Raw genomic sequence first — 24405 nt, forward strand, 5'->3', positions numbered from 1 at the left:
TCGCTTCTCGTTCCTCGCTTCTCATTCCTCGCACCGCCTCATTCGATCGGCTGCTCCAGCATCAACTGGCGCGCGTAGCGCACCGGCGGCGAGCCGAACGACAGCACGGTGTCGTTGTAACGACGCAGCGCGAACGTGTCGCCCCAGCGCTTCTGCGTCTCCGCGCGCAGGTCCAGGTGTTCCTGCCAGCCGACGAAGTAGGTCGGCAGCTGCGCCGAGGTCAGCTGCGCGCGTACCCACTTGCCGGCCGCTTCGCGCTCCTCCTGGAAGGTCTGCACCGTCATCAGGCGCATCGCCTGCTCGCGCGTCATGCCGTCGACGTGGATGGCCTGGTCGAGCAGGGCATTGGCGATCGCGCGCAGATCCCACTTCAGATGCACCAGGCGATAGAGCGGGTCGCCGTCGAGATAGCCCTCGTCGGCCATGACCTTCTCGGCGAACATCGCCCAGCCCTCGATGAAGGCGCCGGACGACAGCACCGCGCGCAGCACCGACGGATACTTGTTGGAATGCCACAGCTGCAGATAGTGGCCCGGCATCGCCTCGTGGATGGTCAGCTCCTCGATCGAGCGCGTGTTGTATTCGCGCAGGAAGGAGTCGACCTGTTTCTTCGTCCAGTCGTTCGGGATCGGCGATACCGCGTAGAAGGTGTCGAGGTTCTTGTCGAGCGGGCCCGGCGAGTCGCAGTAGGCGAGGGCGACGCCGCGCTGGAACTCCGGCATCGGGATGATCTTCAGCGGCGCGTCGGGCATGCCGACGATGTTCTTCGCGCGCACGAATTCGCTGGCGCTGGCGAGCGCAGCCTCGGCGGTGGCGATGACCTGGTCGCGCTTCGGGCGCTCGGCATAGGCCAGCTCGAGCGCGGCCTGGATCGCCTTCTGCTGCTGCGCTTCGGTCGGTTTCTCCGGCGTCGGCGGCGCCTTGCGCTTGCCGGCCAGCACCTGGCGTGCGATGCCGTACATCTCCTCGCGCGTGCTCTTCAGCGCGGCCTCGGCGCGCTGGCGGATGTCCTGGCGCGTCAACGGCGAGTTCAGCGCGAAGGCGAGCTTGGCGTCGTAGCGTTCCGCGCCGATGCGGAAATCGCCCTTCGCGTTCGGCACCAGCTCGCGGTCGATCCAGGTCTGGTTCTGCTCGACCGCGTGGCGCAGGCCGGCGATCGCCGCTTCCAGCCGCTGCCGATCCGCCTCGGGCAGTTCCTTCGCATGCGGCACGATCAGGCCGTCGACCAGGCTGAGCACGCCCTTGTTCTGCTTCGACACGGTGTCGGCGTGGATCTTCGGCACGCGCGCCGGGTCGAGGTTGGCGTGCATCTGCGTGAACAGGTCGGGCAGCTTTTCCATGCGCGCCGTGGCCGAGCGCAGGCGCTCGGGCAGCGGCGCGAAGTCGCGCGCCATCAGGCTGTACAGCGCGCCGCCGGCGAGCTGGCTGTAGACCAGCGGATCCCAGGCCCAGCTCTGCAGCGTCTCGACGTTCCAGATGTCCGAGCGCAGCTGGTTGCGCAGGATGCTGTAGTCGACCTGGTTCTCGCGCGTGAGCTTGCTGCGGTCGATCTTCTCCAGCTCGGCGAGCATGCCGCGCGAGAATTCCAGGCCGCGGCGGCGGCCGGCTTCGCTGAGGTCGTCGAGTTCACCGTCGTAGCGGTGCTCGCCGATCTGCGTCGCGCCGACCGGGGAGAGCTTGAAATAGCCGTCGAGCCAGCGCCGCGAGAGATCGGCGAAATGCTCGTCGGCATTGGACATCAGCGGCGGATCGGAGATGGCCTCGGCCTTCTGCGGCGGCGAGGAACTGCAGGCCACCAGCAGGGCGCAAAGAGACAACAGGCGTAGCAGACGCGACATCGACGATCTCCGCAGCGCGGCGCGAACGGCCGCGCGCGGACTTTAGCTCAGCCCCCGCAGGACTTGCATGCCGCGCCGCAAAGCTCAGCGCTGCGCGGCGAGGTCGATGGTGTAGGTCGCCTTGCCGTCGCCGCCGTCTTCCCGCTGGCGGATGCCCTTGAGGCCGGCGGCTTCGGCCAGACCGAGCTTGCCAGAGGCCGAGGTGAACACGACCGGCCCCTTGGTCTTCGCCGGCGCGAAACGCCAGCTGCGATCCGAGCCGTCCTGCTTGCGCGTGAGGTGCTTGCGTTCCTTCACCCACTCGATCAGTACGTCGCGGTTCGCGTCCGGTGCCGACAGCACGACGTTGCTGCCGTCGAGGCCGGGAAAGTGGCCGCCGCCGCTGGCGCGATAGTTGTTGGTGACGACCAGGAACGGCTGCGCATCGTCGACCGGCTTGCCGCGATGGCGCAGACGGCGGATGCGCGAGCCTTCCGGCTGCGTCACGTCGATCTCGTAGCTCAAGTCGCCCTGCAGCACGTCGAAGTTGTAGCCGACGAACTTGCGGTTGATCAGCTCCTGCGGCGCCGTCTGCGCCGGGTCGATGCGATTGAAGCGGCCGGCCGAGCGTTCCAGCCATGCCTTCAGTCCTTTGCCGTCGATCTTCACCGCGGTGAGCGTGTTCGGATACAGGTAGAGATCGGCCGCGTTGCGGATCGCCAGCGGTCCGGCCGGGATGTCGGTGTAATCGGCCGGTCCGCCGAAGCCGCCCTTGAACGGCGCCGCCGCCGACAGCACCGGCACGTTCGCGTACTGTGGCAGGTTCTTGGCGACGTAGCGCTCGACGTAGTCGCGCTGCGCACTGTTGACCGGTTGCAGCGCGCTGACGTCGCCGACGTCGGCGAAGTAGGTCGTCATCGCGAAGTCGCTGTCGCCGATCGGCGTGGAGACGTAGCGGATCGTCGCCTGGTGCACGTCGTCGACGAGTCGCGCGATCTCGGCGTCGGGCTCGACGAAGCGGCCGTCGGCCTGCTTGATGCTGCGCACTTCCGAATGCGTCGCGGCGGGGTCGATCTGCCAGCGGCCGTCCTTGCGCACCAGGGCGAGCTCGATCACGCCGAGACCCTTGCCCCAGAAGCTGCCCATCACCGCCGGCTTGCCGTGCACGAAGCCGCGCTGGTTGTCGACCTCGGGCATGTTGGCGAAGCGCGACTTCGCGTTGCCGGGATCCGGGAACGCCGCGTGCGAGTGGCCGAGCAGCAGCGCGTCGATGCCGGGCTCCTGCGCGAGATACCAGTTCGCGTTCTCCATCTGGTCGCTGTAGGGCGAGGCGTCGAGGCCGCCGTGCGAGATCGCGACGACGAGGTCGGTGTTCTGCTCGCGCAGCGTCGGCAGGAATTCGCGCGCGGCTTCGACCAGGCCCTTGGTGGTGAGCTTGCCTTCGAGGTTGCGCTTGTCCCATTGCAGGATCGGCGGCGGCGTGAAGCCGAGCAGGCCGACGCGCAGGTCGTCCTCGGCTTCCTTCCCGTCGGGTGTGCGGTAGGCGATCTTCGCGTCGACCCAGCCGTACGGTGCGTAGATCGGCTGGCCGTCGCGCGCGCTGAACACGTTCGACAGCACCAGCGGGAAGTTCGGGCCCTTGCATTTTTGCGCCGACACGCCGTCGACGTTCATCGGGTTCTTGGTGACCTGCGCGAGGAACGGCAGACCGTAGTTGAACTCGTGGTTGCCGACCGTGCCGCCGTCGTAGCCGAGCGCGTCCATCGCGCGGTACATGGCCAGTTCCTCGTCGCAGCCGATCGGCAAGACCTGCGCCTGGTAGTCGGCGAGGGCGGTGCCCTGGATGGTGTCGCCGGCGTCGAACAGCAGGGAATTGCGGTACTGCGCGCGCGCCTGCTTGATCAGGGTCGCCAGCCGCTCGAAGCCGAGCGACGGGTCGTCGGCGAGCTGGTAGTAGTCGTAGCTGCGGATGTTGGAGTGGATGTCGGTCGATTCGAGCAGGGCCAGGGTCGCGCGGGCGCCCTCGGGGACGACGACCTTCTTCTCCGGATGTCGTGTCGTGGACGGCGCGGACGCGCAGGCGGTCAGAGCGGCGGCCAGCAGCAAGGACAGCGGCGCGAGGCGGTCGCGCGACGGGAATCGGATCATGGCAGGGCATCGGAGCGAAAGGTATGCCGGCCATTTTGCCTGATGTCGTGTGACGGCAGGTCGTCGGGGCTCTCGCCCGCTTCCCTCACCCGCGCCTGCGGCGCGACCTCTCCCGCGAGCGGGAGAGGTGAACGCATGCCCAAATTTCACTGCCGCTGCCACCGTCACTGCCGCCACCGCCACCGCCACCGCCACCGCCACTGCGGCTGCTTCGCGCATTCGCGACGGCGCTGCATTTCCCCCTCTCCCGCTTGCGGGAGAGGGCTGGGGTGAGGGAAGTCGGAGCGCGGCATCACCGTTCCCCTCACCCGCGCCTGCGGCGCGACCTCATCCCTCGAGCGGTGGAGGTGAACGCATGCCTAGAACTTCACCGCCGCCTCCACGCCCCACAGGCGCGGCGCGGTGATGCCGGCGCTGGTCGTGCCGAGCACCGAGGTGCTGATGTTGTTGATGCCGGTCACGTAGCGCTTGTCGAACACGTTGTTGACGAACACCGCGAAGCTCCACGGCATGTCCGGCGACGACCAGCCGACGCGGAAGTCGGCGCGCGTGTGGCGTTCGCCGACCTTGAACGGCAGCGCGCTGATGCAGGTGCCTTGCAGGGCCGAGTCGGCGTTGCAGCGCGTCTTGCCGGTGAACGCCCCCTGCAGGGTGAAGTCGAGGTCGCCGTGGAAGACGTCGTGCAGCACGTAGTCCAGGCCCAGCGTGCCGGACCACAGCGGCAGGCCGGTCGCCTGGCCGGACAGGTCGCGGCCGTCGGAGGTCGTGTACTTCTTGTAGGTCTGGTCGATGTAGGCCGCGGCGGCGGTCACGCGCAGGCTGTCGGTGGCCTGCCAGCGCGCCTCGAATTCCAGGCCCTTGGCTTCCTGGTCGCTCGGGATGATCTGGTATTGCGGCAGGTCCTCGCCGCTGCCGCCGCCGTTGGAGACCAGGGTCAGGTTCGGCAGGTTGGAATACTTGTAGTAGTAGACCGAGGCGTTGAGCAGCAGCTTGTAGTCGGGGAACCAGCTCTTGATGCCGGCCTCGTAGTTGCGCACCGTCTGCGGCCGGTACACCGAGGCGACTTCGAGCGCGTTGAAGCCGCCGGCCTGGTAGCCCTTGGTCGCCGAGGCGTACAGCATCACGTCGGGCGTCAGCTTGTAGTCGAGCACCACGCGCGGGCTGGTGTCGTTCCAGCTGCGCTTCAGCGCGACCGGATGGTGCAGGGTCGACGGCGTGACGAAATAGATGTTCTGCTGGAAGGTCTCGATCGGAATGCCGAGCGCGTCGAGCAGGCCGAGCGACTGCAGGCTGAGCAGGGTCCTGTCGAGCTCGTCGGCGACGCGCGGCGGCGTGGACCAGCTGAAGTCGCGCTGGTCGCGCGTGAAGCGCGCGCCGGTGGTCAGGTTCAGGCGGTCGGTCAGGTGCCAGATCACGTCGCCGTAGATCGCCGCCGCCTTGGAGACGCCGCGATTGTTCATGTTCTCCTGCCACGGATCGCCGAGCAGGGAATACTGGAAGCCGGCCGCCTGGATGCCCTGCGTCAGCGGGCCGTACAAGCCGCCGGGTGCGATGCCGAGGTTGTTCAGCAGCGTGTCGATGCTGTTGGTGAACAGGTTGATCTGGCTGGTCTGGCGGCCGTCGTCCTTGTACCAGCTGACGCCGCCGACCCAGTCGGCGAGATCGGTCTTGCCGGCGAGCTTGAATTCCTGCGACCAGGTCTTGTGGCGCTCGATGTTGACGTCGTCGAGGTAGAGATAGAGGCGGTTGGTGCCGTCCTGGTCGGCGCGGTTGAACGTGTGGTAGCGCTGGAACGAGGTCAGCGAGGTGAAGTCGCCGAACGCGAACGGATGCTCCACGCGCAGCACGAAGGAGTCGTAGGTGCGCGATTCGCGGTTGTCGATCGTGTCGTTCAGCACCGGCGCCTTGCGCGGGTCGAGATAGGTGCTGACGTCGGGGTCGGTCGGCGGCAGCGCCGGCCAGTCGGGCAGGCGCGTGACGCCGATCGCCGGCCGCGACGGCTGCTTCAGGCGCTCGTGTTCCCAGGACAGGTTGACGGTGGTGCCGGTCGGCACGTTCCACTGCAGTTGCGAGCGCAAGCCCCAGTCGTCGTCCTTCTTGTAGCGATCACCATTCGCCGCGTCACGCAGCCAGCCGTCGCTCTGATTGTCGACGAAGCTGAAACGCGCGGCGAAGTCCTGTCCCAGCGGCAGGTTCAGCACGCCGTCGAGATAGCGCTGGCCGTGGTTGCCGATGCGCGTGCGCCCCTGCACCTCGAATTCCGAGCCGGGCGCGACAGTCGCGACCGAGATCGCGCCGGCCGCGCTGTTGCGGCCGAACAGCGTGCCTTGCGGACCCTTCAGGACTTCCACGCGCTCGATGTCGTTGAACATCATCAGCGCACCGCCGGTCTTGCCGAGATACACGCCGTTCGCGTACACGCCGACCGGCGAATCGGTGCCGATGCCGAAGTCGCTCTGCGAGATGCCGCGCAGGCCGAAGAACGGCTGCGTCGCCTGGTTGCCGTCGACGGACAGACCGGGGATGTACATGTCCATCTTCGACAGGTCGGTGGCGGCGAGCTTGTCGATCTGCGCGGCGGTGACCACCTGCATCGCGATCGGCACTTCCTGCACCTGCTGCGTGCGGCTCTGCGCGGTGACCGTGATGTTGCCGAGCTGCTGCGCGGCGTCGGCGGCGGCCGGGGCCGGTGCCGGATCCTGCTCGGCGGGCGCGGTCTGTTCCTGCGCTTCGCTCTTGTCGGCGTCTTCGGCGGCGGTGGCGAACGCCATGCCGCTCGTCATCAGCGTGGCGGCGCCGGCGATCAGCGCCGCGCGCACGTGCAAGGCCAACGGCCTGGTATGGATTTTCTTCACGAAAGCCTCCCCCTCGTTGTCATCAGACGCCGTCATCAGGCGTCGCAGTTTCCCGGCATCGCGGCGATCCACTGGCCGATCAGGTCGACGCCTTCGCGGTGCGTCGTGTTGCGGCCCATCTCGGGCATCATCACGCCGGGTTCGTTCGACAGCATGCGATAGAGCAGGATCGACTCGTCCGGCTTGCCGGGCACGATGTCGAGCAGGCGGTCGCCGGTGCCGCGTCCGGCCGCGACCGGCGGCTTGCACAGGCCGAGGCGGCGCAAGTCGGTGGCCGCGCTGCGCAGGTCGAGCGCGGTCGTGTTGGCCGGCCCCGTCGGGCTGTGGCACTGGCTGCAATTGACGTCGAGATAGGCGCGTGCGCGCGCCTCGAGCGGCTGCGTCGTGTCGCGCCAGTCGGCGTCGCGCGGCAGGTCCGCGGTCGGCAGGCCGCTCAGGTAACCCTTCTCGCTCCAGTGCGCGAGCTGGTTCGCCTTGCCGTCGGCGTAGGCGTAGTCGCGGTTGAGATGACGCGCTCTCGGGCCCAGCGGTTCGATCCGCTTCGCCTTCACGTTGGTGACGTGGCAGCCGGCGCACTGGTTCTCGTTCGGCACGACGTAGGTGAAGGCTTCCCGTTCGCTCGCCGGATGCGCGGCGTCGCGGTCGCCTTTCGCCGCTTCCGTGTCGACCAGTTCGAGCGCGATCGCATCGCCCGTGCGCGCGAGTTCCGCGTCGGTCTGCGCCGCGTTCCAGACGTAGGGGATCGCTTCCCAGCCTTGTTCACGGCGCACCAGCAGGCGCGTCTCGATCAGGCGTACCTTGGAAAGATCGAGCGCGCCGGCCGAGCCTGCGGCGAAGTCGGGCGTCTGATCGTACGTGCGCGCGACAGCCTTGCTTGCGCCGGCCTCGTTCGCCACCCGTGGGTAGTAGAACGTCTTGGTCAGCACGGTGCCGACCGGAAAATCGAACGGGCCTTCGGCGTCGTACTTCGCCGGCGTGCCCTTGGGCATCCACACGGTGCGGAACTTGTGCGCATAATCGCTGAACAGCGGCGTGTTCAAGTCGTACGGCACGACGTCGGCATTCGGCGCGAGCTTGCCGCCCTGCGCTTCGACCAGGTGCCAGTCGCTCAGCTTCGCCGGCTTGCCCTCGGCGAAGAAGTGCACGGGCTGCGGCGCACGCGCGCAGCCGGCGAGGAGGGCGGCGCACAACACCAGGCTTTTCAGGGCGGCACCGTTCCCGCGAACGCGGGAATCCATCCGGATCCCGGCTTGCGAAGCAAAAGCGGACATGCCATCCCGCGTTCGCGGGAGCGACGGCGTACCGGAGCTTTTCGGGAAAAACGTCGACTCGGCCACGCGCATCGTCACGCCTTGCCCTTCAACTCGACCGCCGCCAGCTTGGGCAGGTCGCACTGGTACTCTTCCTTGCCGACCTTCGGCTTGTCGAAGCCGTGCGGGCCGTCGACGTTGAGCACCTCGACGTCGCCGTTGCGGATGCAGATGCGCTGCTCGGCCGGATACTGGCCGTTGGTCATCGCCTTGGTGTCGACATAGCCGTCCCAGAGCACGTCGGGGAAGTGGCCGTTCAAGCCGAACATCGACACCTTCAGCGCCTTCCAGTCGAGCCCGTCGGGCGAGTCGCCGCCGCCGCTGAAGCGGTTGTCGTAGATGAAGATCGATTTCGGATACGGATCGTAGCCCTCGCTCGGCTTCTTGTCGGCGAAGTTGCTTATGAAGTAGCTGGCGATGATCACGTTGGCGGTGCGGTTGTCGCCGATGTCGTTGTCGAAGATCTCGACCTTCGGGTTGGACATGATCAGCACGCCGGTGCCGGCCGGCACGCTCGCCACCGCGGTGCCCTTGGCGGCGAAGTTGCCGAGGTTGTTGGCGACGACCTTGTTCTTGTACACGCGCGTGTGCTCGCCGTGTAGGGTCAGGTCCGGCATGTTGAAGACCAGGATGCCGCCGGTGTTGTTGGTCGCGGTGTTCTCGTAGACGTCGGCGCGCATCGAGTTCTCGATCTCGATGCCGGCGACGTTCCGCTCGGCGCGGTTGCGGCGCACGACGATGTCCTGCGACTGGCCGACGTAGATGCCGGCGTCGCGCGCGGCGTACGAGGAGGAATCCTCGATCAGCACGTTCTTGCACTTGACCGGATAGATGCCGTAGGCGCCGTTGTCCTTCGACGGGCCGGCGGTCCACTCCACGCGCACGTCGCGGATCGTGATGTTCTCGCCGTCGTTGATCTTCAGTCCGTCGCCCTTGGAGTCCTCGATCGCCAGGTGCTCGACGGTGAAGTCGTTGGCGTAGACGAGCATGCCCTCGGGACCGGACACCTGGTTCTTGAACGACAGGATCGTCTTGTCCGAGCCGGCGCCGCGCACGGTCACGCCGCTGGCGCGCAGGGTCAGCACGCGCGTCAGCGAATGCCTGCCGGCCGGGATGTCGATCACCGAGCCCGGCTTGGCGTCGAGGAACTGCTCCTGCAGCTTCTTCTCGAACGCGGCCTCCGCATCGCTTGGCGGCGGTGGTGTGCCCGGCCCGCAGCCGGTGGCGAGGACGCACAGAGCAAGGCTGGCGGCGAGTTTGCGCATGATCGAGACCCCTTCGATATCCGACGTGGGAATGTGCGCCGAACGAACGTTCGAAGGTAGGGGGCGCCGGGCCAAATTGGGGGGCAAAGCGGCCATTCTCGTGTGGCCGCAGGCGCCACGCGGTGCTACTCCGCCACCGCCGCGTGTCGCATCGCGGTCGGCGGCGCCCCGGTCCAGCGCTTGAACGCGCGGCGGAATTCGCGCGCATCGGAATAGCCGACCTCGCTGCCGATCGCGGCGATGCTGAGCGCGCCGGCACTGAGCAGTTCGAGCGCGCGCTCGGCGCGCAGCTGGTCGTGGATGTCGCGGTAGACGCGCCCGGCGGTGGCCAGATGGCGGCGCAGCGTGCGCTCGGACAGGTTCAGGTTCTGCGCGATCTCGCTCAAGGTCGGATGCTCGGCCAGCCGGCGGCGCAGGATGCGTTCGACCGAGGCGATGATCTCGCTCTGGCGCCGGATCTGCGCGGCCTGCTCGCGGCAGATCGCCAGCGCCTGCTGCGCGGAGACCGGGTGGTGCGTCGGCAGGCGCTGTTCGAGCCAGCGCGCGCCGACCACCATGCGGTTGCGGCTGGCGCCGAAGCGGATCTCGCAGCCGAACAGCTTGCGGTAGTCGGCCGCGTGCGGCGGTGCCGGATAGGTGAGTTCGAGGCATTCCGGCTTGAACGTCCCGCCGACCAGGCCGCGCGCGAGCTGCAGCGTGCTGGCGAACAGTTCCTCGCACAGGAACACCAGGATCTCCTCGTCCGGAAAGCGCGGCCGCGCCACCAGCGCGACTTCGTGCGCGTTCGGCGTCTCGGTCTCCACGTCCATCAGCGCGCCGGTGATGTCGGCGTACTCGACGCCGATCGCCACCGCGTCGCCGAACGTGCGCGCGGTCATCATCGCCAGGCCCATCACGCCGAAGGTGCCGTTGGACTGGTGCGAGCCGACTTCCAGGCCGAATTCGCTGCGCGGGATCGCGCGCAGGGCGCGCTTGATGATCAGGCTGGCCTGGCGGTACGACACGCGCACCGAGGCGTCGTCGATCTGCGCGCGCGTGATGCCGAGACCGGCCAGCCAGGGCTCGACCGCCACGCCCTCGGCGTCGGCGAGCTGGGCGAGGACGGCGAGGATCGTGGTCGGAATCACCGCCGCGGTGTAACGCGCATCGGCGAGCAGCCCGCGCGCGGCGGCGCGTGCGGCGGCTGGCTGGCGTCCGGCGGCGGTGCGGGAGCGGGCTGGCGTCATCCGCGCGATGCTAGCGAGCGCGGCGGGGCAAGTCGCGACGCACTGCGCCATCGCCTCCGCCGCCGTCCCGCCTTCGATTAAACTTCGCGCCCCGTCCTGCGAACGTTTCCAATGACCGTACGTACCCGCTTCGCCCCGAGTCCCACCGGCTACCTGCACATCGGCGGCGCGCGCACCGCGCTGTACTGCTGGCTCGAGGCGCGCCATCGCGGCGGCGAGTTCATCCTGCGCATCGAGGACACCGACCGCGAGCGCTCCACCGACGCCGCCGTGCAGGCGATCCTCGACGGCATGAGCTGGCTCGGCCTGGCGCACGACGAAGGCCCGTACTACCAGACCCTGCGCATGGAGCGCTACCGCGAAGTCGCCGCCGATCTGGTCAAGGCCGGCAAGGCCTACTACGCCTACGAGACCAAGGAGGAACTGGAGGCGATGCGCGCCGAGGCGATGGCCAAGGGGCTCAAGCCGCGCTACAACGGCCACTACCGCGACCGCGACGAGCCGCTGCGCGACGACCCGAACCGCGTGCTGCGCTTCAAGAACCCGCTCGGCGGCAGCGTCGTGTTCGAGGACAAGGTCAAGGGCCGCATCGAGTGGAGCAACGAGGAGCTCGACGACCTCGTGCTGATCCGCTCCGACGGCTTTCCGACCTACAACTTCGCCGTGGTCGTCGACGACATCGACATGCGCATCACCGACGTGATCCGCGGCGACGACCACGTCAACAACACGCCGCGCCAGATCAACATCTACCACGCGCTCGGCGCGCAGGTGCCGAGCTTCGCGCACCTGCCGATGATCCTCGGGCCGGACGGGCAGAAGCTGTCCAAGCGCCACGGCGCGGTCAGCGTGATGCAGTACCGCGACGACGGTTTCCTGCCGCACGCGCTGCTGAACTACCTGGTGCGCCTGGGCTGGTCGCACGGCGACCAGGAGATCTTCTCGATCGCGCAGATGATCGAACTGTTCGACGCCGCCGACGTCAACAAGTCGGCCTCGCGCTTCGACCTGGAGAAGCTGTCCTGGCTGAACCAGCAGTACCTGAAGAACGACGATCCGCGCGAGATCGCGCCGCATTTCGAGTGGCACCTGCGCGCCGCCGGCATCGACCCGACGCAAGGCCCCGATCCGGCCGAGGTGATCGTCGCCCTGCGCGACCGCGCGAAGACGTTGAAGGAAATGGCCGAGAAGGCGCGCGTCTGGTACGCGCCGCTGGAAAGCTACGACGAACAGGCGGTGAGCAAGCACCTGAAGACGCCGACCGCGCGCGCCGCGCTGGAAGCCGCGCACGCGCAGCTGGCGGCGCTGGCCGAGTGGAAGGTCGAGGCGATCCACGGCGCGATCGAAGCCGCCGCGGCGGCGATCGGCGAGGGCATGGGCAAGATCGCGCAGCCGCTGCGCGTCGCGCTGACCGGCACGCAGGTGTCGCCGTCGATCGACCACACCGCCTATCTCGCCGGCCGCGACGAGGCATTGCGCCGCATCGAAGCGGCCTTGCAGCGCGTGGACTGACGCCCGTGGAACAGGCCTGTACGCTGTCCGCGTTGACGAGTCTGGATCAGACCGATCCGGACGCCGTGCAGGCGCTGCTGCAGACCTGCATCGAATCGCTGTTCGATCCGATGCTGTGGGAATGGGCGCTGGCGATCACCGTCGCCTGCGCCGTGATCGGCGCGCTCATCGGCAAGGCGAAGGGCCGCTGGCTGGCCGGTCTGCTGTGGGGCGCCGCGCTCGGCCCGATCGGCTGGCTGATCGTCGCCTTGTCGAAGTCCGGCTTCGTCGAATGTCCCGACTGCGGCCAGCCGAACGCGCCGTCGGCCAAGGTGTGCCGGCACTGCGGCGTCGACGTGCGCAGAGCATCGCAGCGCTCGGAGCGTTCGCGCCTGAAACGCGACGACTGGGCCAGCCGCAAGCGCGATTGACGCGCGCCGAGGGCCGCCGCTCCGGCCGTCACGCTTGCATTGCGCGCGTCACGCCGCCAGATCGGTACGGCGTTCCCGCGTTATCATCCCCGTCATGTCGCAAGCCGCCCGCCAGCACCCGCACCACGATCATCGCCACGATGCCGCCGCGTTCGTCGGCGAGGTCGCCAGCGCCTGCGAATCGCGCGGCCTGCGCCTGACGCCGCTGCGCCTGCGCGTGCTCGAGCTGATCGCGGCCGAGGAGAAGCCGGTCAAGGCCTACGATCTGCTCGACCGCCTCAAGGACGAGCACAGCGGCGCGGCGCCGCCGACGATCTATCGCGCGCTCGACTTCCTGCTCGAGAACCGCTTCATTCACAAGCTCGAATCGATCAACGCCTTCGTCGGCTGCCATCACCCGAACGAGGCGCATCAGGTGCCGTTCCTGATCTGCGACGTCTGCTCCGGCGCGGAGGAGATCTGCGACGAGCGCGTCTCGCAGCTGCTCAGCGAGCAGGCGCGCGAACGCGGCTTCGGCGCGCGTGCGCAGACGCTGGAAGTGCACGGCGTGTGCGCCGATTGCCGCGCGGCGGCGAAGCCGGACTGAAGCTTCGGCGGGCGTCCGGTGACATTCCTCCTCCCGCAAACGGGAGAGGCGACGGCAAGGCAGCGACGGCCGCGGCGCTGTTCTCCCTCTTCCGCTTGCGGGAGAGGGCCGGGGTGAGGGTTCCTTTGCGAGGCGCTCACTAGCGAGGTTGTCTCCTGCGAGGCTGCCTCACGACTTCCTCACCCGCGCCTTCGGCGCGACCTCTCCCGCAAGCGGGAGAGGTGACGGCAAGGGGAATGGCGGCGACAGCAGCGCTGTTCTCCCTCTCTCGCTTGCGGGAGAGGGCCGGGGTGAGGGTTCTTTTTTGCGAGGCAGTCATTGGCGAAGTCGTCTCCTGCGAGGCTGCCTCACCACTCCCTCACCGCGCCTGTGGCGCGACCTCTCCCGCAAGCTGGAGAGATGAATGCCTCGCACGAGGAATGAGCTAAGCAATCCGCTCCGGCAACCAGCGCATCGCGAACTCGCGCAACAGGCGGATCTTCGCCGACCGGCGCAGATCCGGGTGCGTGACGAACCACAGATCGGTACGGATCTCCTCGAACGTTCCCGGCAGCCGCTGCACGCCCGCCGCCGCCTCGGCGAGATAGCAAGGCAACAACGCGCGCCCGATGCCCGCCTGGCAGGCCGCCAGCGCCGCCGGCAGCGAGTTGACGCGCATCGCGATGCGTTGCGGTGGTACGTGCGTGCGCAGCCAGCGCGCCGACGAGAGATGCGCCAGCGTGTCGTCGAAACCGATCCAGTCCGCGTCCGCCGGCGCGAGGTCGTCGCCGTGGTCGGCCGGCGCGTACGCCGCGGTGGCGATCGCACCGATGCGCCGGGCCGACAGGCCGTCCGGTGGCGTGGCGCTCGCGCGCAGCGCGACCTCGGCTTCCGGCTGCTGCAGGCTGAAGAACGCATTCGCGACGACCAGGTCGCAGCGCAGCGCCGGATGCGCCGCGTGGAATTCGCGGCACAGGCGCGCAGCGAGGCCGGCCAGCGTGTCGGGGATCGTCACGCGGATGCGACCCTCGGTACGCGCGTCGCGCCCGGCGAGCTGGCGCTGCAGCTCGTCGACGTCGACCAGCAGGCGCTGCGCGCCGACGATCGCCAGCTCGCCGGCCTCGGTCGGCGCGTAGCCGCGCCGGCTGCGCCGGAACAGCGCGCTGCCGACGCGCGCCTCGATCGCGGCGAGGCGCCGGAATGCGCTGGAATGCTCGATCGCGAGGGCCTTGGCGGCGCCGGTCAGGCTGCCGTGCGCGCCGATCGCGCGCAGCAGGTCGAGATCGTCGAGGGACAGCCGTTCTTGTCGCATCTGCAAGCAATCCTTGTGCGTACGCCGTGTTGGAACGCGGCGCCGCGGCGCCGAAATTGGCGGCTCCACACACCTAAGGAGTCCGTCATGAAACTCTACTTCACTCCCGGCACCTGCTCGCTGGCGCCGCACATCGTGCTGCGCGAACTCGGTCTGGACGCGGAACTGCGCCGCGTGCGCCTCGGCGCCGACGCCGTCGTCCTCGCCGACGGCCGCGACTACCGCACGCTGAACCCGCTCGGCTACGTGCCCTTGCTCGAACTCGACGACGGCAGCCTGCTCAGCGAAGGCGTCGCGATCCTGCTGTACCTCGCCGATCTGGTGCCGCAAGCCGGGCTGGCTCCGCCGGCGGGAACGCGCGAACGCGTCGAGCTGCATCGCTGGCTGACCTTCATCAGCGCCGAGCTGCACAAGTCGTTCAGTCCGTGGCTGTTCCACCCCAAATACGGCGAGCAGGCTGCCGAGGTCGCGCGAACGCGCATCGCGCAGCGCTTCGCCCTGGTCGAGCGGCACCTGCGCGATCGGGACTTCCTGCTCGGCGAGCGCTTCGGCATCGCCGACGCCTACCTGTTCACGATCGCCGACTGGGCGCGCGCGACCCGCATCTCGCTGGAGCCGTATCCGCACCTCGCCGCCTATCTCGAACGCGTGCGCGGCCGCGACAGCGTGGCGAGCGCCTTGCGCCTGGAGAAGGCCGCCGCGGCGGAGCAGCGATGAGCGCCTCCGCCGCCTGGGCGATGCTGATCGTCGCCGGCATCGTCGACGTGGTCTGGGCCACGACGATGAAACTCTCGCACGGCTACACGCGACCGCTGTGGACGATCGTCTCGCTGCTGGCGCTGGCGACGTTCGTGTTCCTGCTCGGGCGCGCGCTGACCGCCTTGCCGGTCGGCAGTGCCTACGCGGTGTGGACCGGCATCGGCGCAGCCGGCACCTTGCTCGCCGGGGCATTCTTCTTCGCCGAGGCACTGACGCCGCTGCGTCTTTCCGGCGTCGGCCTGATCGTGTTCGGCGTCGTCCTGCTGCATTCGGCGAAGGCCTGAGATCGGCCTCGCCCGAGAAACGGCACTCGCCGAGCCGCGGAGTGCGCAGAGGTCGACAAGTTCTTTCTCTGCGCCTTTGCGCCTCTGCGAGAAATCCCTCCGCGCGACCTGCCTATCCGTCGAGCGCCGGCGTGATGATCGAGACCCACAGCGCATAGCCGGCCCGATTCATGTGCAGGCCGTCGGCGCCGAACAACTCGGCGCGCGGACGGCCCTGTGCGTCGAGCATCGGCGCGAACACGTCGACGTAGCCGACGTTGTTCAGCTGCCGCGCGTCGTCGCGGATCAGCGCGTTCGCCTCGCGCATCGCCGGCAGCAGAGCGATGCGCGACGGGCTCGGCTTGATCGAGACGAACAGGATGCGCGCGTCCGGCAGCCGCTCGCGCACGGCGCGCACGAAGGCGTCGAAGTCGGCGCGCACCTGCGCCGGCGCGGCGCCGGCGGCGAGGTCGTTGTCGCCGGCGTAGAACACGATCGTGCGCGGCGTGTACCGCGTGACGAGCTGGTCAACATGCTGCGTGGCGTCGGCGATCGTCGAGCCGCCGAAGCCGCGGTTGAGCACGTGGCGGCCGGGGAAGTCCTCGGCCAGGCCCGTCCACAGGCGGATCGAGGAACTGCCGACGAAGACGATGCCGCCGGGAGCGGGCGGCTGCGCGCGGTCGGCGGCGGCGAAGCGCTGCATGTCCGCTTCCCAGACGTCGGCCGGCGCTCGTTGCGCGGAGGCGGCGCCGCCGAGCAGGAGCAGCGACACCAGCGCCGCGCGGGTGGCGAGGCGGCGGAGCGGGGCGCACGTCATGCGGCTTCCTCCTCCAGACGCAGTTCGCTGTCGTGATCGAAATAGTGCATGCGCGCGGTGTCGTAGCCGAGGCGGATGCGCTCGCCGGCGCCGGGCAGGTCGTGCGGCGGCACGCGCACGACCAGCTCGCCGCCGCCGCAGGCGAGGTTCAAGAACGCCTCGTTGCCGACCGGCTCGACCGTCTCGACCTGCGCCGGCAGGCCATCGGCCTCGCCGTCGCGGGCCGGATGCAGATCCTCGGGACGCAGTCCGACGATCAGCTCGCGGCCGATGCGGCCGCGCAACGTCCGCAGCAGCGCCGGCGGCGGCGCCAGCGGCAGCTCGACGCCGTCGGTGACGCGCAGACGCAGGCCGCCTTCGCCGTCGACCAGCGTGCCGTGCAGCAGGTTCATCTTCGGGCTGCCGAGGAAGGTCGCCACGAAGGTGTTGACCGGGCGCTCGTACAGTCGCATCGGCGTGTCGATCTGCTGGATGCGGCCGTCCTTCATCACCACGATGCGATGGCCGAGCGTCATCGCCTCGATCTGGTCGTGGGTGACGTAGATCATCGTCGCGTCGAGCTGGCGATGCAGCTTGGCGATCTCCACGCGCGTGGACAGGCGCAGCTTGGCGTCGAGGTTGGACAGCGGCTCGTCGAGCAGGAACACCGCCGGCTGGCGCACCAGGGCGCGGCCGAGCGCAACGCGCTGGCGCTGGCCGCCGGACAATTGCGCCGGCTTCAACGGCAGCAGGCGGTCGAGATCGAGCATCGCCGACGCCTCGCGCACGCGCCGCTCGACGTCGCCCTTCGGCGTGCCGCGCAGCTTGAGTCCGAAGGCGAGGTTGTCGGCCACGCTCATGTGTGGGTACAGCGCGTAGTTCTGGAACACCATCGCGATGTCGCGGTCGCGCGGCGAGACCTCGTTGACCACGCGCTCGCCGATCGTCAGCGTGCCCGAGGTGATCGATTCCAGCCCGGCGATCATGCGCAACAGGGTCGACTTGCCGCAGCCGGACGGGCCGACCAGCACCAGCAGCTCGCCGTGCGCGATGTCGAAGCTGGCATCGGCGACGCCGACGTAGCCGTTGTCGTAGACCTTGCGCAGCTGATCGAGTCGGACGCTGGCCATGCTTTCCCGGATTGCCGATGGCGGAGGACGAAAAGATTGAAGCACGAGGAACGCGAACGGCACGAACGAGCGCAGGCGCGAACTTGCGGATTCCTGCTGCCTCGCCGGCCGCGTCCGGCGGCTCCTCGCCGCAGAGCTTTTGCTTCGCAAAGCGCTGGGCTACACTGAATGTAATCGTTTTCATCCGCGCATTTCCAGCATTTTGAAGGGCAAGGCGAACCGATGAGCAAGGACTACCAGTTTCCGCCGGACTTTTTGTGGGGCAGCGCGACCTCGGCCTACCAGATCGAGGGTTCGCCGCTGGCCGACGGCGCCGGGCCGAGCATCTGGCATCGCTTCGTGCGCACGCCAGGGATGGTCAAGGACGGCGACACCGGCGACGTCGCCTGCGACCACTACCGGCGCTACAAGGACGACGTGAAGCTGATGCGCGATCTCGGTCTCAAGGCCTACCGCTTCAGCGTGGCCTGGGCACGCGTGATGCCCGAAGGCCGCGGGCGAGTGAATCCGGGCGGCCTGGATTTCTACGAGCGCCTGGTCGACACCCTGCTCGAGAACGGCATCGAGCCGCTGCTGACGCTGTACCACTGGGACCTGCCGGCCGCGCTCGACGACCGCGGCGGCTGGCTGAACCCCGACGTCGCGCACTGGTTCGCCGACTACGCCAGCGTGATGTACCGCAGGCTCGACGGCCGCGTGAAGCGCTGGGCGACCTTGAACGAGCCGTGGGTCGTCACCGACGGCGGCTATCTGCACGGCGCGCTCGCGCCGGGGCATCGCAACCGCTTCGAGGCGCCGATCGCCAGCCACCACCTGCTGCGCTCGCACGGCGCGGCGGTGCAGGCGTATCGCGCCGAAGGCAAGCACGAGATCGGCCTGGTGGTGAACCTCGAACCGAAGTATCCGGCCAGCGACAGCGCCGAGGACCGCGCCGCCGTGCAGCGCGCCGACGCCTACATGAACCGCCAGTACCTCGATCCGGTGTTCTTCGGCCGCTATCCGGACGAGATGAAGGAGATCTTCGGCGAAGCTTGGCCGGAGTGGCCGGAGGAAGACTACGCGCTGATCCGCCAGCCGATCGACTGGCTCGGCTTCAACTACTACACGCGCAGCGTGACGCGCCACGACGAGCATGCCTGGCCGCTGCGCGCCGGCGTCGTGCGCCAGCATGCGACCTACAGCGAGACCGGCTGGGAAGTCTTCCCGCAGGGACTCACCGATACGCTCGCCTGGCTGCGCGACCGCTACGGCAATCCGCCCGTCTACATCACCGAGAACGGCTCGGCCTTCTACGATCCGCCGACGGTGGAAGGCGACACGCTCGACGATCCGCTGCGCGTGGACTACCTCAGGAAGCACCTGCGCGCGATCCACGACGCGATCGGGCAGGGCTGCGACGTGCGCGGCTACATGGCCTGGTCGCTGCTCGACAACCTGGAATGGTCGCTCGGTTTCTCCAAGCGCTTCGGCATCGTGCACGTCGACTTCCAGACGCAGAAGCGCACGCCGAAGGCAAGCGGCCGCTTGTATGCGAAGATCGTTGCCTCGAACGGACGTGCCTTGTCGGAGTCGGCGTAACAAAAAGCCGTTCTCTCGCAGAGGCGCAGAGGCCGCAGAGAAAGACGAGGAAGAATCCGCAGAGTCTTTATTCTCTGCGTTCTCCGCCTCTCTGCGAGAAACCCGCCGTTCGGCGCGTCCCAACTTTCGGAGAGCCTGCGAGTGCACGACACGCTGCTGCTGTTCGGCGCCACCGGCGATCTCGCCGCGCGGCAACTGTTTCCCTCGCTGCTGCACCTGCTGCGCGACCGGCTGCTGCCGGAGGATTTCCGCATCGTCGCGGTCGCCCGGCACGACTACGACGACGACGGCTTCCGCGCCTGGCTCGGCGAGCGCCTGGCCGACCAGGAGAACGGCGCCGACGTGCGCGCCGAGCTGCTGCGCCGGATCGAGTACGTCGCGGTCGACCTCAGCAAGCCCGAGGCGATCGCGCAGACCCTGCGCGGCTACGCCGACGGCCATCGCTGCGTCAGCTACCTGTCGACGCCGCCGTACCTGTTCGTGCCGATCGCGCAAGGCCTGAAGGCGGCCGGCCTGCTCGAGGAGCCGTCGCGGCTGGTGCTCGAGAAGCCGATCGGCAGCGACCTCGAATCGGCGCGCGCGATCAACGCCGCGCTCGGTGCCTGCCTCAGCGAAGACCGCATCTTCCGCATCGACCACTACCTCGGCAAGGCGGCGGTGCAGAACCTGCTCGCGCTGCGCTTCGGCAATACCCTGCTCGAAGCGGTCTGGCACCACCGCTGGATCGAATCGGTCGACATCCTTGTCGCGGAGACCGCCGGCGTCGACGGTCGCGAGAGCTACTACGCCGACTACGGCGCGCTGCGCGACATGGTGCAGAACCACGTGCTGCAGCTGCTCTGCCTGATCGCGATGGAGCCGCCGGCCTCGCTCGAGGCGGCGGTGCTGCGCGACGAGAAGCTGAAGGTGCTGCGCGCACTCAGACCGTTCCGCGCCGACAGCGCGCTGACCGATTCGGTGCGCGGACGCTACGAGGCCGGCCTGATCGACGGCGAGCCGGTGCGCGGCTTCTCGCTGCAGGCGGTGCAGGCGCGCGAGCCGGTCGAGACCTTCGTCGCGCTGCGCGCCTCGATCGACAACTGGCGCTGGGCCGGCGTGCCGTTCCGCCTGTGCACCGGCAAGCGCCTGGCCGAGCGCGTGACCCAGGTGGTGGTCACGTTCCGGCCGACCTCGCACTGGGTATTCGAGAAACCTCGCCGTGAGCGTGCCACGCCGAACCGCCTGGTGCTGCGCCTGCAGCCGCAGGAGAACGTCGAGCTCGAGCTGATGAGCAGCCTGGCCGGGCCGGAGTGGGGCGCGCTGGAGCTGCAACCGCTGCCGCTGGACCTGTCGATGCCGACCGTGCAGCGGCGCATCGCCTACGAGCGCCTGCTGCTCGACGCGCTGAACGGCAACTCGACCTTGTTCGTGCGCAGCGACGAGGTCGAGGCGGCGTGGACCTGGATCGACAGCATCATCGCCGCCTGGCGCGAGGCCGAGGCGCCGATCCTGCCGTACATGGCCGGCTCGTGGGGACCGGCCGCGGCGGCGAACTTCCTGCCGCAGGCGCCGGCGCGTTCGCTCGGCGCGCAGCGACAGCGGCGTACGCCGTGAGCGGCGCCGTTCCGCTCGATCCGGTGCTGCTGGCCGACGTCGGCGGCACCAACGTGCGCTTCGCGCTGGCCGATCCGTCGCGCGCGCAGCCGCTGGTGTCCGACAGCGTGCGCCGCTACCGCGTCGCCGACTACGCTACCTTCACCGACGCCGCGCTGGCCTACCTCGGTAGCAGCGGAGCGCGCGCGCGCCGCGGCGTGTTCGCCTTCGCCGGGCAAGTGCGCGACGGCGAGGTGCAGGTCACCAACCACAGCTGGTCGGTCTCGCGCGAGCGCGTGCGCTCCGAGCTGGCGCTGGAGAGCGCGACCTTCATCAACGATTTCGCCGCGATGAGCCTGTGCCTGCCGCTGCTGGCCGAGGGCGACCGCCACGTGATCGGCCATGCCTCGCCCGCGCCGCTGACCGGCACGCGCACCTACGCCGTCATCGGGCCCGGCACCGGTCTCGGCGTCGGCGCGCTGCTGCTGCGCGACGGCGTTCCCGCCGCGCTGGAAACGGAAGGCGGCCACACCAGCTTCGCGCCGCGCACGGAAGAGGAAGTGGAGGTGCTGCGGCGCCTCACCGCGCGCTTCGGCCGCGTTTCCAACGAGCGCCTGCTCTGCGGCAGCGGCCTTTCCAACCTGCACGAGGCGCTCGGCGACCTGCACGGCATCTACGACGGCCGCCTGACGCCGGAGGAAATCACGCGCCGCGCGGACCTCGGCGAGGATGCCGGCTGCGTGCGAGCGGTCGAGATGTTTTGCGAACTGCTCGGCGCGGTCGCCGGCGATTTCGTGCTCGCCTTCGGCGCCTGGGATGGCGCCTGGCTCGCCGGCGGCCTGACGCCGCTGCTGCTGCCGTGGCTGGAGCGCGGCGGTTTCCGCCGCCGTTTCGAGGACAAGGGACGTTTCGTCGAGGCGATGGCGCAGGTGCCGAGCACGGCGATCCTGCATCGCGACGCCGGCTTGCTCGGCGCCGCCGCGTTCGCGCTGCAGCAGCGAGGAACGTCGGCATGACGGGGCGCGCCGATCGCGTCGTCTGGCACGAGGCCGGCGACGAGCACGAATGGATCGACGCCTCCGCGACGGCCGTCGCGGAGGGGCTGCGCGCGGCCTTGGCGGTCCCCGGCAACGTGCGCCTGCTCTTGTCGGGCGGCAGCACGCCGGCGCCGGTCTATCGCGCGCTGGCCGCGCGGACGCTCGACTGGTCGCGCGTGGTCGTCGGCCTGGTCGACGAACGCGACGTCGAACCGGACGCGGACGGCAGCAACGCGCGGCTGGTGCGCGAATCGCTGCTGCGCGGACAGGCGGCCAGCGCGCGCTTCGAACCGCTGCGCGGGCCAGGACAATCGTTGGCGCAGGCGGTGACGAGCGCGAACGCGCGCCTGACCGATGCGCCGATCGCGCTGTGCGCGCTCGGCATGGGCGAGGACGGCCACACCGCGTCGCTGTTTCCCGGCGCGGCCGATCTCACCGAAGCGCTGGCGAGCCGAGAACCTTACGCGGCGATCGACGCTCGCGGCTGCGCCGTCGCCGGCGCGTATCCGTGGCGCATCAGTCTGACTCCGGCCGGATTGGCGCGTTCGCAGCAGCGAGTGCTGCTGATCCGCGGCGCCGCCAAGCGCGCCGTGCTCGAACGCGCGCTGAAGGACGGCGCGGCGAGCGAGCTGCCGATCCGCGTTGCGGTTGATCTGGCGGGCGAGCCGCTCCACGTCTATTGGTGTCCCTAGAAACGATCGGAAGTGTCGTTTCTCTGCTTTTCTTCTCCCGCTCGCGGGAGAAGGTGGCCCGAAGGGCCGGATGAGAGAGGGCGGAGCGCGATGCTTCGATTCCCTCACCGGCGCCTGCGGCGCGACCTCTCCCGCAAGCGGGAGAGGCGAATGCCGTTGCTGGTCGAACAGCTGGCCGATATCGGCTCCGTCTGAGCGGTCCGCCGCAACGGTATCTTGACTGTCACGAGGAAGACCACGGCATCCATGCATCCACGTCTCGAACAAGTCGCCGCCCGCATCCGCGAGCGCAGCCGCGTCAGCCGCCGCGCCTATCTCGACCAGATCGAAGCCTCGCGCGCGCGCGGACCGCATCGCGCGCATCTGTCCTGCGGCAACCTCGCGCACGGCTTCGCCGCCTGCGGCGTGGCCGACAAGGACGCGTTGAAGAACGGCGCGGCGCCGAACATCGGCATCGTCACCGCGTTCAACGACATGCTCTCGGCGCACCAGCCGTTCGAGACCTATCCCGAGCGCATCAAGCAGGCCGCGCGCGCTGCGGGCGCGACGGCGCAGGTCGCCGGCGGCGTGCCGGCGATGTGCGACGGCGTCACCCAGGGGCGCGTCGGCATGGAGCTGTCGTTGTTCTCGCGCGACGTGATCGCGCAGGCGACCGCGATCGCGCTCAGCCACGACATGTTCGACGCGGCCGTGATGCTCGGCGTGTGCGACAAGATCGTGCCGGGCCTTCTGATCGGCGCGCTCGCGTTCGGCCACCTGCCGGTGGTGTTCGCGCCGGCGGGCCCGATGCCGTCCGGCATCGCCAACAAGGCCAAGGCCGAGGTGCGCGAGCGCTACGCGGCCGGCCAGGCGACGCGCGCGGAGCTGCTCGACACCGAGTCGGCGTCGTACCACGCGCCCGGTACCTGCACGTTTTACGGCACCGCCAACTCGAACCAGATCCTGCTCGAAGCGATGGGCCTGCAGCTGCCGGGCGCCTCGTTCGTCAATCCGGGCACGCGCTTGCGCGACGCGCTGACCGACGCGGCGACTGCGCGCGCCGCGGCGATCACCGCGCTCGGCGAGGACTACCGGCCGATCGGCCGCCTCGTCGACGAGCGCGCGATCGTCAACGCGATCGTCGCCTTGCTGGCGACCGGCGGCTCGACCAACCACACGATCCATTTCGTCGCCGTCGCGCGCGCCGCCGGGCTGGTCGTGACCTGGGAGGATTTCGACGATCTCGCCGAAGTCGTGCCGCTGCTCGCGCGCATCTATCCGAACGGCGAGGCTGACGTGAACCATTTCCACGCCGCCGGCGGCACGCCATTCCTGCTGCGCGAATTGTTCGATGCGGGGCTGCTGTTCGATCTGGAGACCGTCGTCGCGGGCGGCACGCGCGGCTACGCGCAGGAGCCGCTGTTCGTCGACGAGCGGCTGGTGTGGGCCGACGCAGTCGCCGCCAGCGCCGACGAGGCGGTGCTGCGTCCGGCGTCCGATCCGTTCGAGGCGACCGGGGGCCTGCGCCTCGTGCGCGGCGCGCTCGGCCGTGCGCTGGCGAAGGTGTCGGCGGTGAAGCCCGAATACCGACGCATCGAGGCGCCGGCCGTGGTGCTCGACGATCCGGCAGAACTCCGCGCGCGGCACAAGGCCGGCACGCTGCCGCGCGACTTCGTCGCGGTGGTGCGCTACCAGGGACCGCGCGCCAACGGCATGCCGGAGATGCATAGCCTGATGCCGCTGCTCGGCATGCTGCAGAACCAGGGCCGTCGCGTCGCGCTGGTCACCGACGGCCGCCTGTCCGGCGCGTCGGGCAAGGTGCTGTCGGCGATCCACGTGACGCCGGAAGCGGCGGTCGGCGGCGCCATCGCCTGCGTGCGCGACGGCGACATCGTCGTGCTCGATTGCGAGCACGGCCGGCTCGATCTCGCCGTCGCCGAGGAGGAGTGGCGCGCACGCCGTCCGGCACCGAATACCGCGCCGGCGGGCCAGGACATTGGTCGCGCGTTGTTCGCGTTCAACCGCGCCAACGTGGGCCCGGCCGACGAGGGCGCGCTGTCGATTTCCTGCGGTCCGTTCACGGGGCAGGGCGACGACAAGCGTCGTACCGAAACGGAATACGACGTCGGCCGGCTGACCGCATACGCTCCGTTCGAGGCGAAGGACGCGTAGCACCGCC

19 protein-coding genes are annotated in these 24405 nt (G+C 69.2%); 10 read left to right on the forward strand and 9 right to left on the reverse strand.

What is annotated here, in order from left to right; all coding sequences use genetic code 11:
• Positions 1-38 precede the first annotated feature (38 nt).
• From J7520_RS07650 to J7520_RS07675, 6 genes are all read right to left on the reverse strand, one after another.
• Entirely contained in the window at positions 39-1838 is a 1800-nt protein-coding gene (locus J7520_RS07650) for a DUF885 domain-containing protein (protein WP_291186132.1), read from the reverse strand.
• A gap of 84 nt (positions 1839-1922) precedes the next feature.
• Complete coding sequence (locus J7520_RS07655) at positions 1923-3965, reverse strand: bifunctional 2',3'-cyclic-nucleotide 2'-phosphodiesterase/3'-nucleotidase (protein WP_291186135.1); 2043 nt, start codon at positions 3963-3965, stop codon at positions 1923-1925.
• 359 nt (positions 3966-4324) lie between these two features.
• Positions 4325-6820 (reverse strand): TonB-dependent receptor, encoded by a 2496-nt coding sequence (locus tag J7520_RS07660; RefSeq protein ID WP_291186138.1) that lies wholly within the window; start codon positions 6818-6820, stop codon positions 4325-4327.
• 35 nt (positions 6821-6855) lie between these two features.
• Positions 6856-8058: an SO2930 family diheme c-type cytochrome gene (locus tag J7520_RS07665; protein WP_291186141.1), complete on the reverse strand. Its 1203-nt coding sequence runs from the start codon at positions 8056-8058 to the stop codon at positions 6856-6858.
• Positions 8059-8165: 107 nt separating this feature from the next.
• Complete coding sequence (locus J7520_RS07670; protein WP_291186144.1) at positions 8166-9395, reverse strand: parallel beta-helix domain-containing protein; 1230 nt, start codon at positions 9393-9395, stop codon at positions 8166-8168.
• Positions 9396-9520: 125 nt separating this feature from the next.
• Positions 9521-10621, reverse strand: a complete 1101-nt coding sequence (locus J7520_RS07675; protein WP_291186147.1) for an AraC family transcriptional regulator — start codon at positions 10619-10621, stop codon at positions 9521-9523.
• A 111-nt stretch (positions 10622-10732) separates the two neighbouring features.
• Between J7520_RS07675 and gltX the strand changes: the two genes are divergently transcribed.
• The 3 genes from gltX (at position 10733) to J7520_RS07690 (ending at position 13129) form a co-directional block, all read left to right on the forward strand.
• Positions 10733-12133, forward strand: coding sequence for a glutamate--tRNA ligase (gltX, locus tag J7520_RS07680; RefSeq protein ID WP_291186150.1), 1401 nt, complete (start codon positions 10733-10735; stop codon positions 12131-12133).
• Positions 12134-12138: 5 nt separating this feature from the next.
• A complete protein-coding gene (locus J7520_RS07685) occupies positions 12139-12543 on the forward strand; it encodes a zinc ribbon domain-containing protein (protein ID WP_291186151.1) in 405 nt (134 codons plus the stop codon).
• Positions 12544-12637: 94 nt separating this feature from the next.
• The gene (locus J7520_RS07690; RefSeq protein ID WP_291186153.1) at positions 12638-13129 is read left to right on the forward strand and encodes a transcriptional repressor; all 492 of its coding nucleotides are present in this window, start codon (positions 12638-12640) and stop codon (positions 13127-13129) included.
• Positions 13130-13553: 424 nt separating this feature from the next.
• Here the strand turns inward: J7520_RS07690 and J7520_RS07695 are convergent, their stop codons facing one another.
• Positions 13554-14420, reverse strand: a complete 867-nt coding sequence (locus J7520_RS07695) for a LysR family transcriptional regulator (protein ID WP_291186155.1) — start codon at positions 14418-14420, stop codon at positions 13554-13556.
• Positions 14421-14507: 87 nt separating this feature from the next.
• On the opposite strand from J7520_RS07695, the gene gstA reads away from it, so the two are divergent.
• Positions 14508-15137, forward strand: coding sequence for a glutathione transferase GstA (gstA, locus tag J7520_RS07700; RefSeq protein ID WP_291186158.1), 630 nt, complete (start codon positions 14508-14510; stop codon positions 15135-15137).
• Positions 15134-15463 carry a multidrug efflux SMR transporter gene (locus tag J7520_RS07705; RefSeq protein WP_291186160.1) on the forward strand — a complete coding sequence of 110 codons (330 nt, stop codon included), beginning with the start codon at positions 15134-15136 and terminating at the stop codon, positions 15461-15463. The genes gstA and J7520_RS07705 overlap by 4 nt, the downstream gene beginning before the upstream one ends.
• Before the next feature lie 112 nt (positions 15464-15575).
• Here the strand turns inward: J7520_RS07705 and J7520_RS07710 are convergent, their stop codons facing one another.
• Positions 15576-16259 carry an SGNH/GDSL hydrolase family protein gene (locus tag J7520_RS07710; RefSeq protein ID WP_291186163.1) on the reverse strand — a complete coding sequence of 228 codons (684 nt, stop codon included), beginning with the start codon at positions 16257-16259 and terminating at the stop codon, positions 15576-15578.
• Complete coding sequence (gene ugpC, locus J7520_RS07715; protein WP_291186166.1) at positions 16256-17368, reverse strand: sn-glycerol-3-phosphate ABC transporter ATP-binding protein UgpC; 1113 nt, start codon at positions 17366-17368, stop codon at positions 16256-16258. Before ugpC ends, J7520_RS07710 begins: the two co-directional genes overlap by 4 nt.
• Positions 17369-17590: 222 nt before the next feature.
• Here ugpC and J7520_RS07720 point away from each other — a divergent pair, with 222 nt between their 5' ends.
• The 5 genes from J7520_RS07720 to edd all read left to right on the forward strand — a co-directional run bounded on the left by J7520_RS07720 (position 17591) and on the right by edd (position 24398).
• A complete protein-coding gene (locus J7520_RS07720) occupies positions 17591-18946 on the forward strand; it encodes a GH1 family beta-glucosidase (protein WP_291186168.1) in 1356 nt (451 codons plus the stop codon).
• A gap of 141 nt (positions 18947-19087) precedes the next feature.
• A complete protein-coding gene (zwf, locus tag J7520_RS07725; RefSeq protein WP_291186171.1) occupies positions 19088-20539 on the forward strand; it encodes a glucose-6-phosphate dehydrogenase in 1452 nt (483 codons plus the stop codon).
• Positions 20536-21534, forward strand: a complete 999-nt coding sequence (gene glk / locus J7520_RS07730) for a glucokinase (protein ID WP_291186174.1) — start codon at positions 20536-20538, stop codon at positions 21532-21534. The genes zwf and glk overlap by 4 nt, the downstream gene beginning before the upstream one ends.
• Positions 21531-22247, forward strand: coding sequence for a 6-phosphogluconolactonase (gene pgl / locus J7520_RS07735; protein WP_291186176.1), 717 nt, complete (start codon positions 21531-21533; stop codon positions 22245-22247). Before glk ends, pgl begins: the two co-directional genes overlap by 4 nt.
• Positions 22248-22493: 246 nt before the next feature.
• The gene (gene edd, locus J7520_RS07740; RefSeq protein WP_291186179.1) at positions 22494-24398 is read left to right on the forward strand and encodes a phosphogluconate dehydratase; all 1905 of its coding nucleotides are present in this window, start codon (positions 22494-22496) and stop codon (positions 24396-24398) included.
• Positions 24399-24405: the final 7 nt, after the last annotated feature.

This window comes from Dokdonella sp. (assembly GCF_017744955.1).
Classification (GTDB): domain Bacteria; phylum Pseudomonadota; class Gammaproteobacteria; order Xanthomonadales; family Rhodanobacteraceae; genus Dokdonella_A.

What these genes read in the sequence shown, in the direction of transcription:
- J7520_RS07650 (WP_291186132.1), bottom strand. Translation starts at nt 1,838, where the DNA reads ATGTCGCGTCTGCTACGCCTGTTGTCTCTTTGCGCCCTGCTGGTGGCC.
- J7520_RS07655 (WP_291186135.1), bottom strand. Translation starts at nt 3,965, where the DNA reads ATGATCCGATTCCCGTCGCGCGACCGCCTCGCGCCGCTGTCCTTGCTG.
- J7520_RS07665 (WP_291186141.1), bottom strand. Translation starts at nt 8,058, where the DNA reads ATGGATTCCCGCGTTCGCGGGAACGGTGCCGCCCTGAAAAGCCTGGTG.
- J7520_RS07670 (WP_291186144.1), bottom strand. Translation starts at nt 9,395, where the DNA reads ATGCGCAAACTCGCCGCCAGCCTTGCTCTGTGCGTCCTCGCCACCGGC.
- J7520_RS07675 (WP_291186147.1), bottom strand. Translation starts at nt 10,621, where the DNA reads ATGACGCCAGCCCGCTCCCGCACCGCCGCCGGACGCCAGCCAGCCGCC.
- gltX (WP_291186150.1), top strand. Translation starts at nt 10,733, where the DNA reads ATGACCGTACGTACCCGCTTCGCCCCGAGTCCCACCGGCTACCTGCAC.
- J7520_RS07690 (WP_291186153.1), top strand. Translation starts at nt 12,638, where the DNA reads ATGTCGCAAGCCGCCCGCCAGCACCCGCACCACGATCATCGCCACGAT.
- J7520_RS07695 (WP_291186155.1), bottom strand. Translation starts at nt 14,420, where the DNA reads ATGCGACAAGAACGGCTGTCCCTCGACGATCTCGACCTGCTGCGCGCG.
- gstA (WP_291186158.1), top strand. Translation starts at nt 14,508, where the DNA reads ATGAAACTCTACTTCACTCCCGGCACCTGCTCGCTGGCGCCGCACATC.
- J7520_RS07705 (WP_291186160.1), top strand. Translation starts at nt 15,134, where the DNA reads ATGAGCGCCTCCGCCGCCTGGGCGATGCTGATCGTCGCCGGCATCGTC.
- J7520_RS07710 (WP_291186163.1), bottom strand. Translation starts at nt 16,259, where the DNA reads ATGACGTGCGCCCCGCTCCGCCGCCTCGCCACCCGCGCGGCGCTGGTG.
- ugpC (WP_291186166.1), bottom strand. Translation starts at nt 17,368, where the DNA reads ATGGCCAGCGTCCGACTCGATCAGCTGCGCAAGGTCTACGACAACGGC.
- J7520_RS07720 (WP_291186168.1), top strand. Translation starts at nt 17,591, where the DNA reads ATGAGCAAGGACTACCAGTTTCCGCCGGACTTTTTGTGGGGCAGCGCG.
- pgl (WP_291186176.1), top strand. Translation starts at nt 21,531, where the DNA reads ATGACGGGGCGCGCCGATCGCGTCGTCTGGCACGAGGCCGGCGACGAG.
- edd (WP_291186179.1), top strand. Translation starts at nt 22,494, where the DNA reads ATGCATCCACGTCTCGAACAAGTCGCCGCCCGCATCCGCGAGCGCAGC.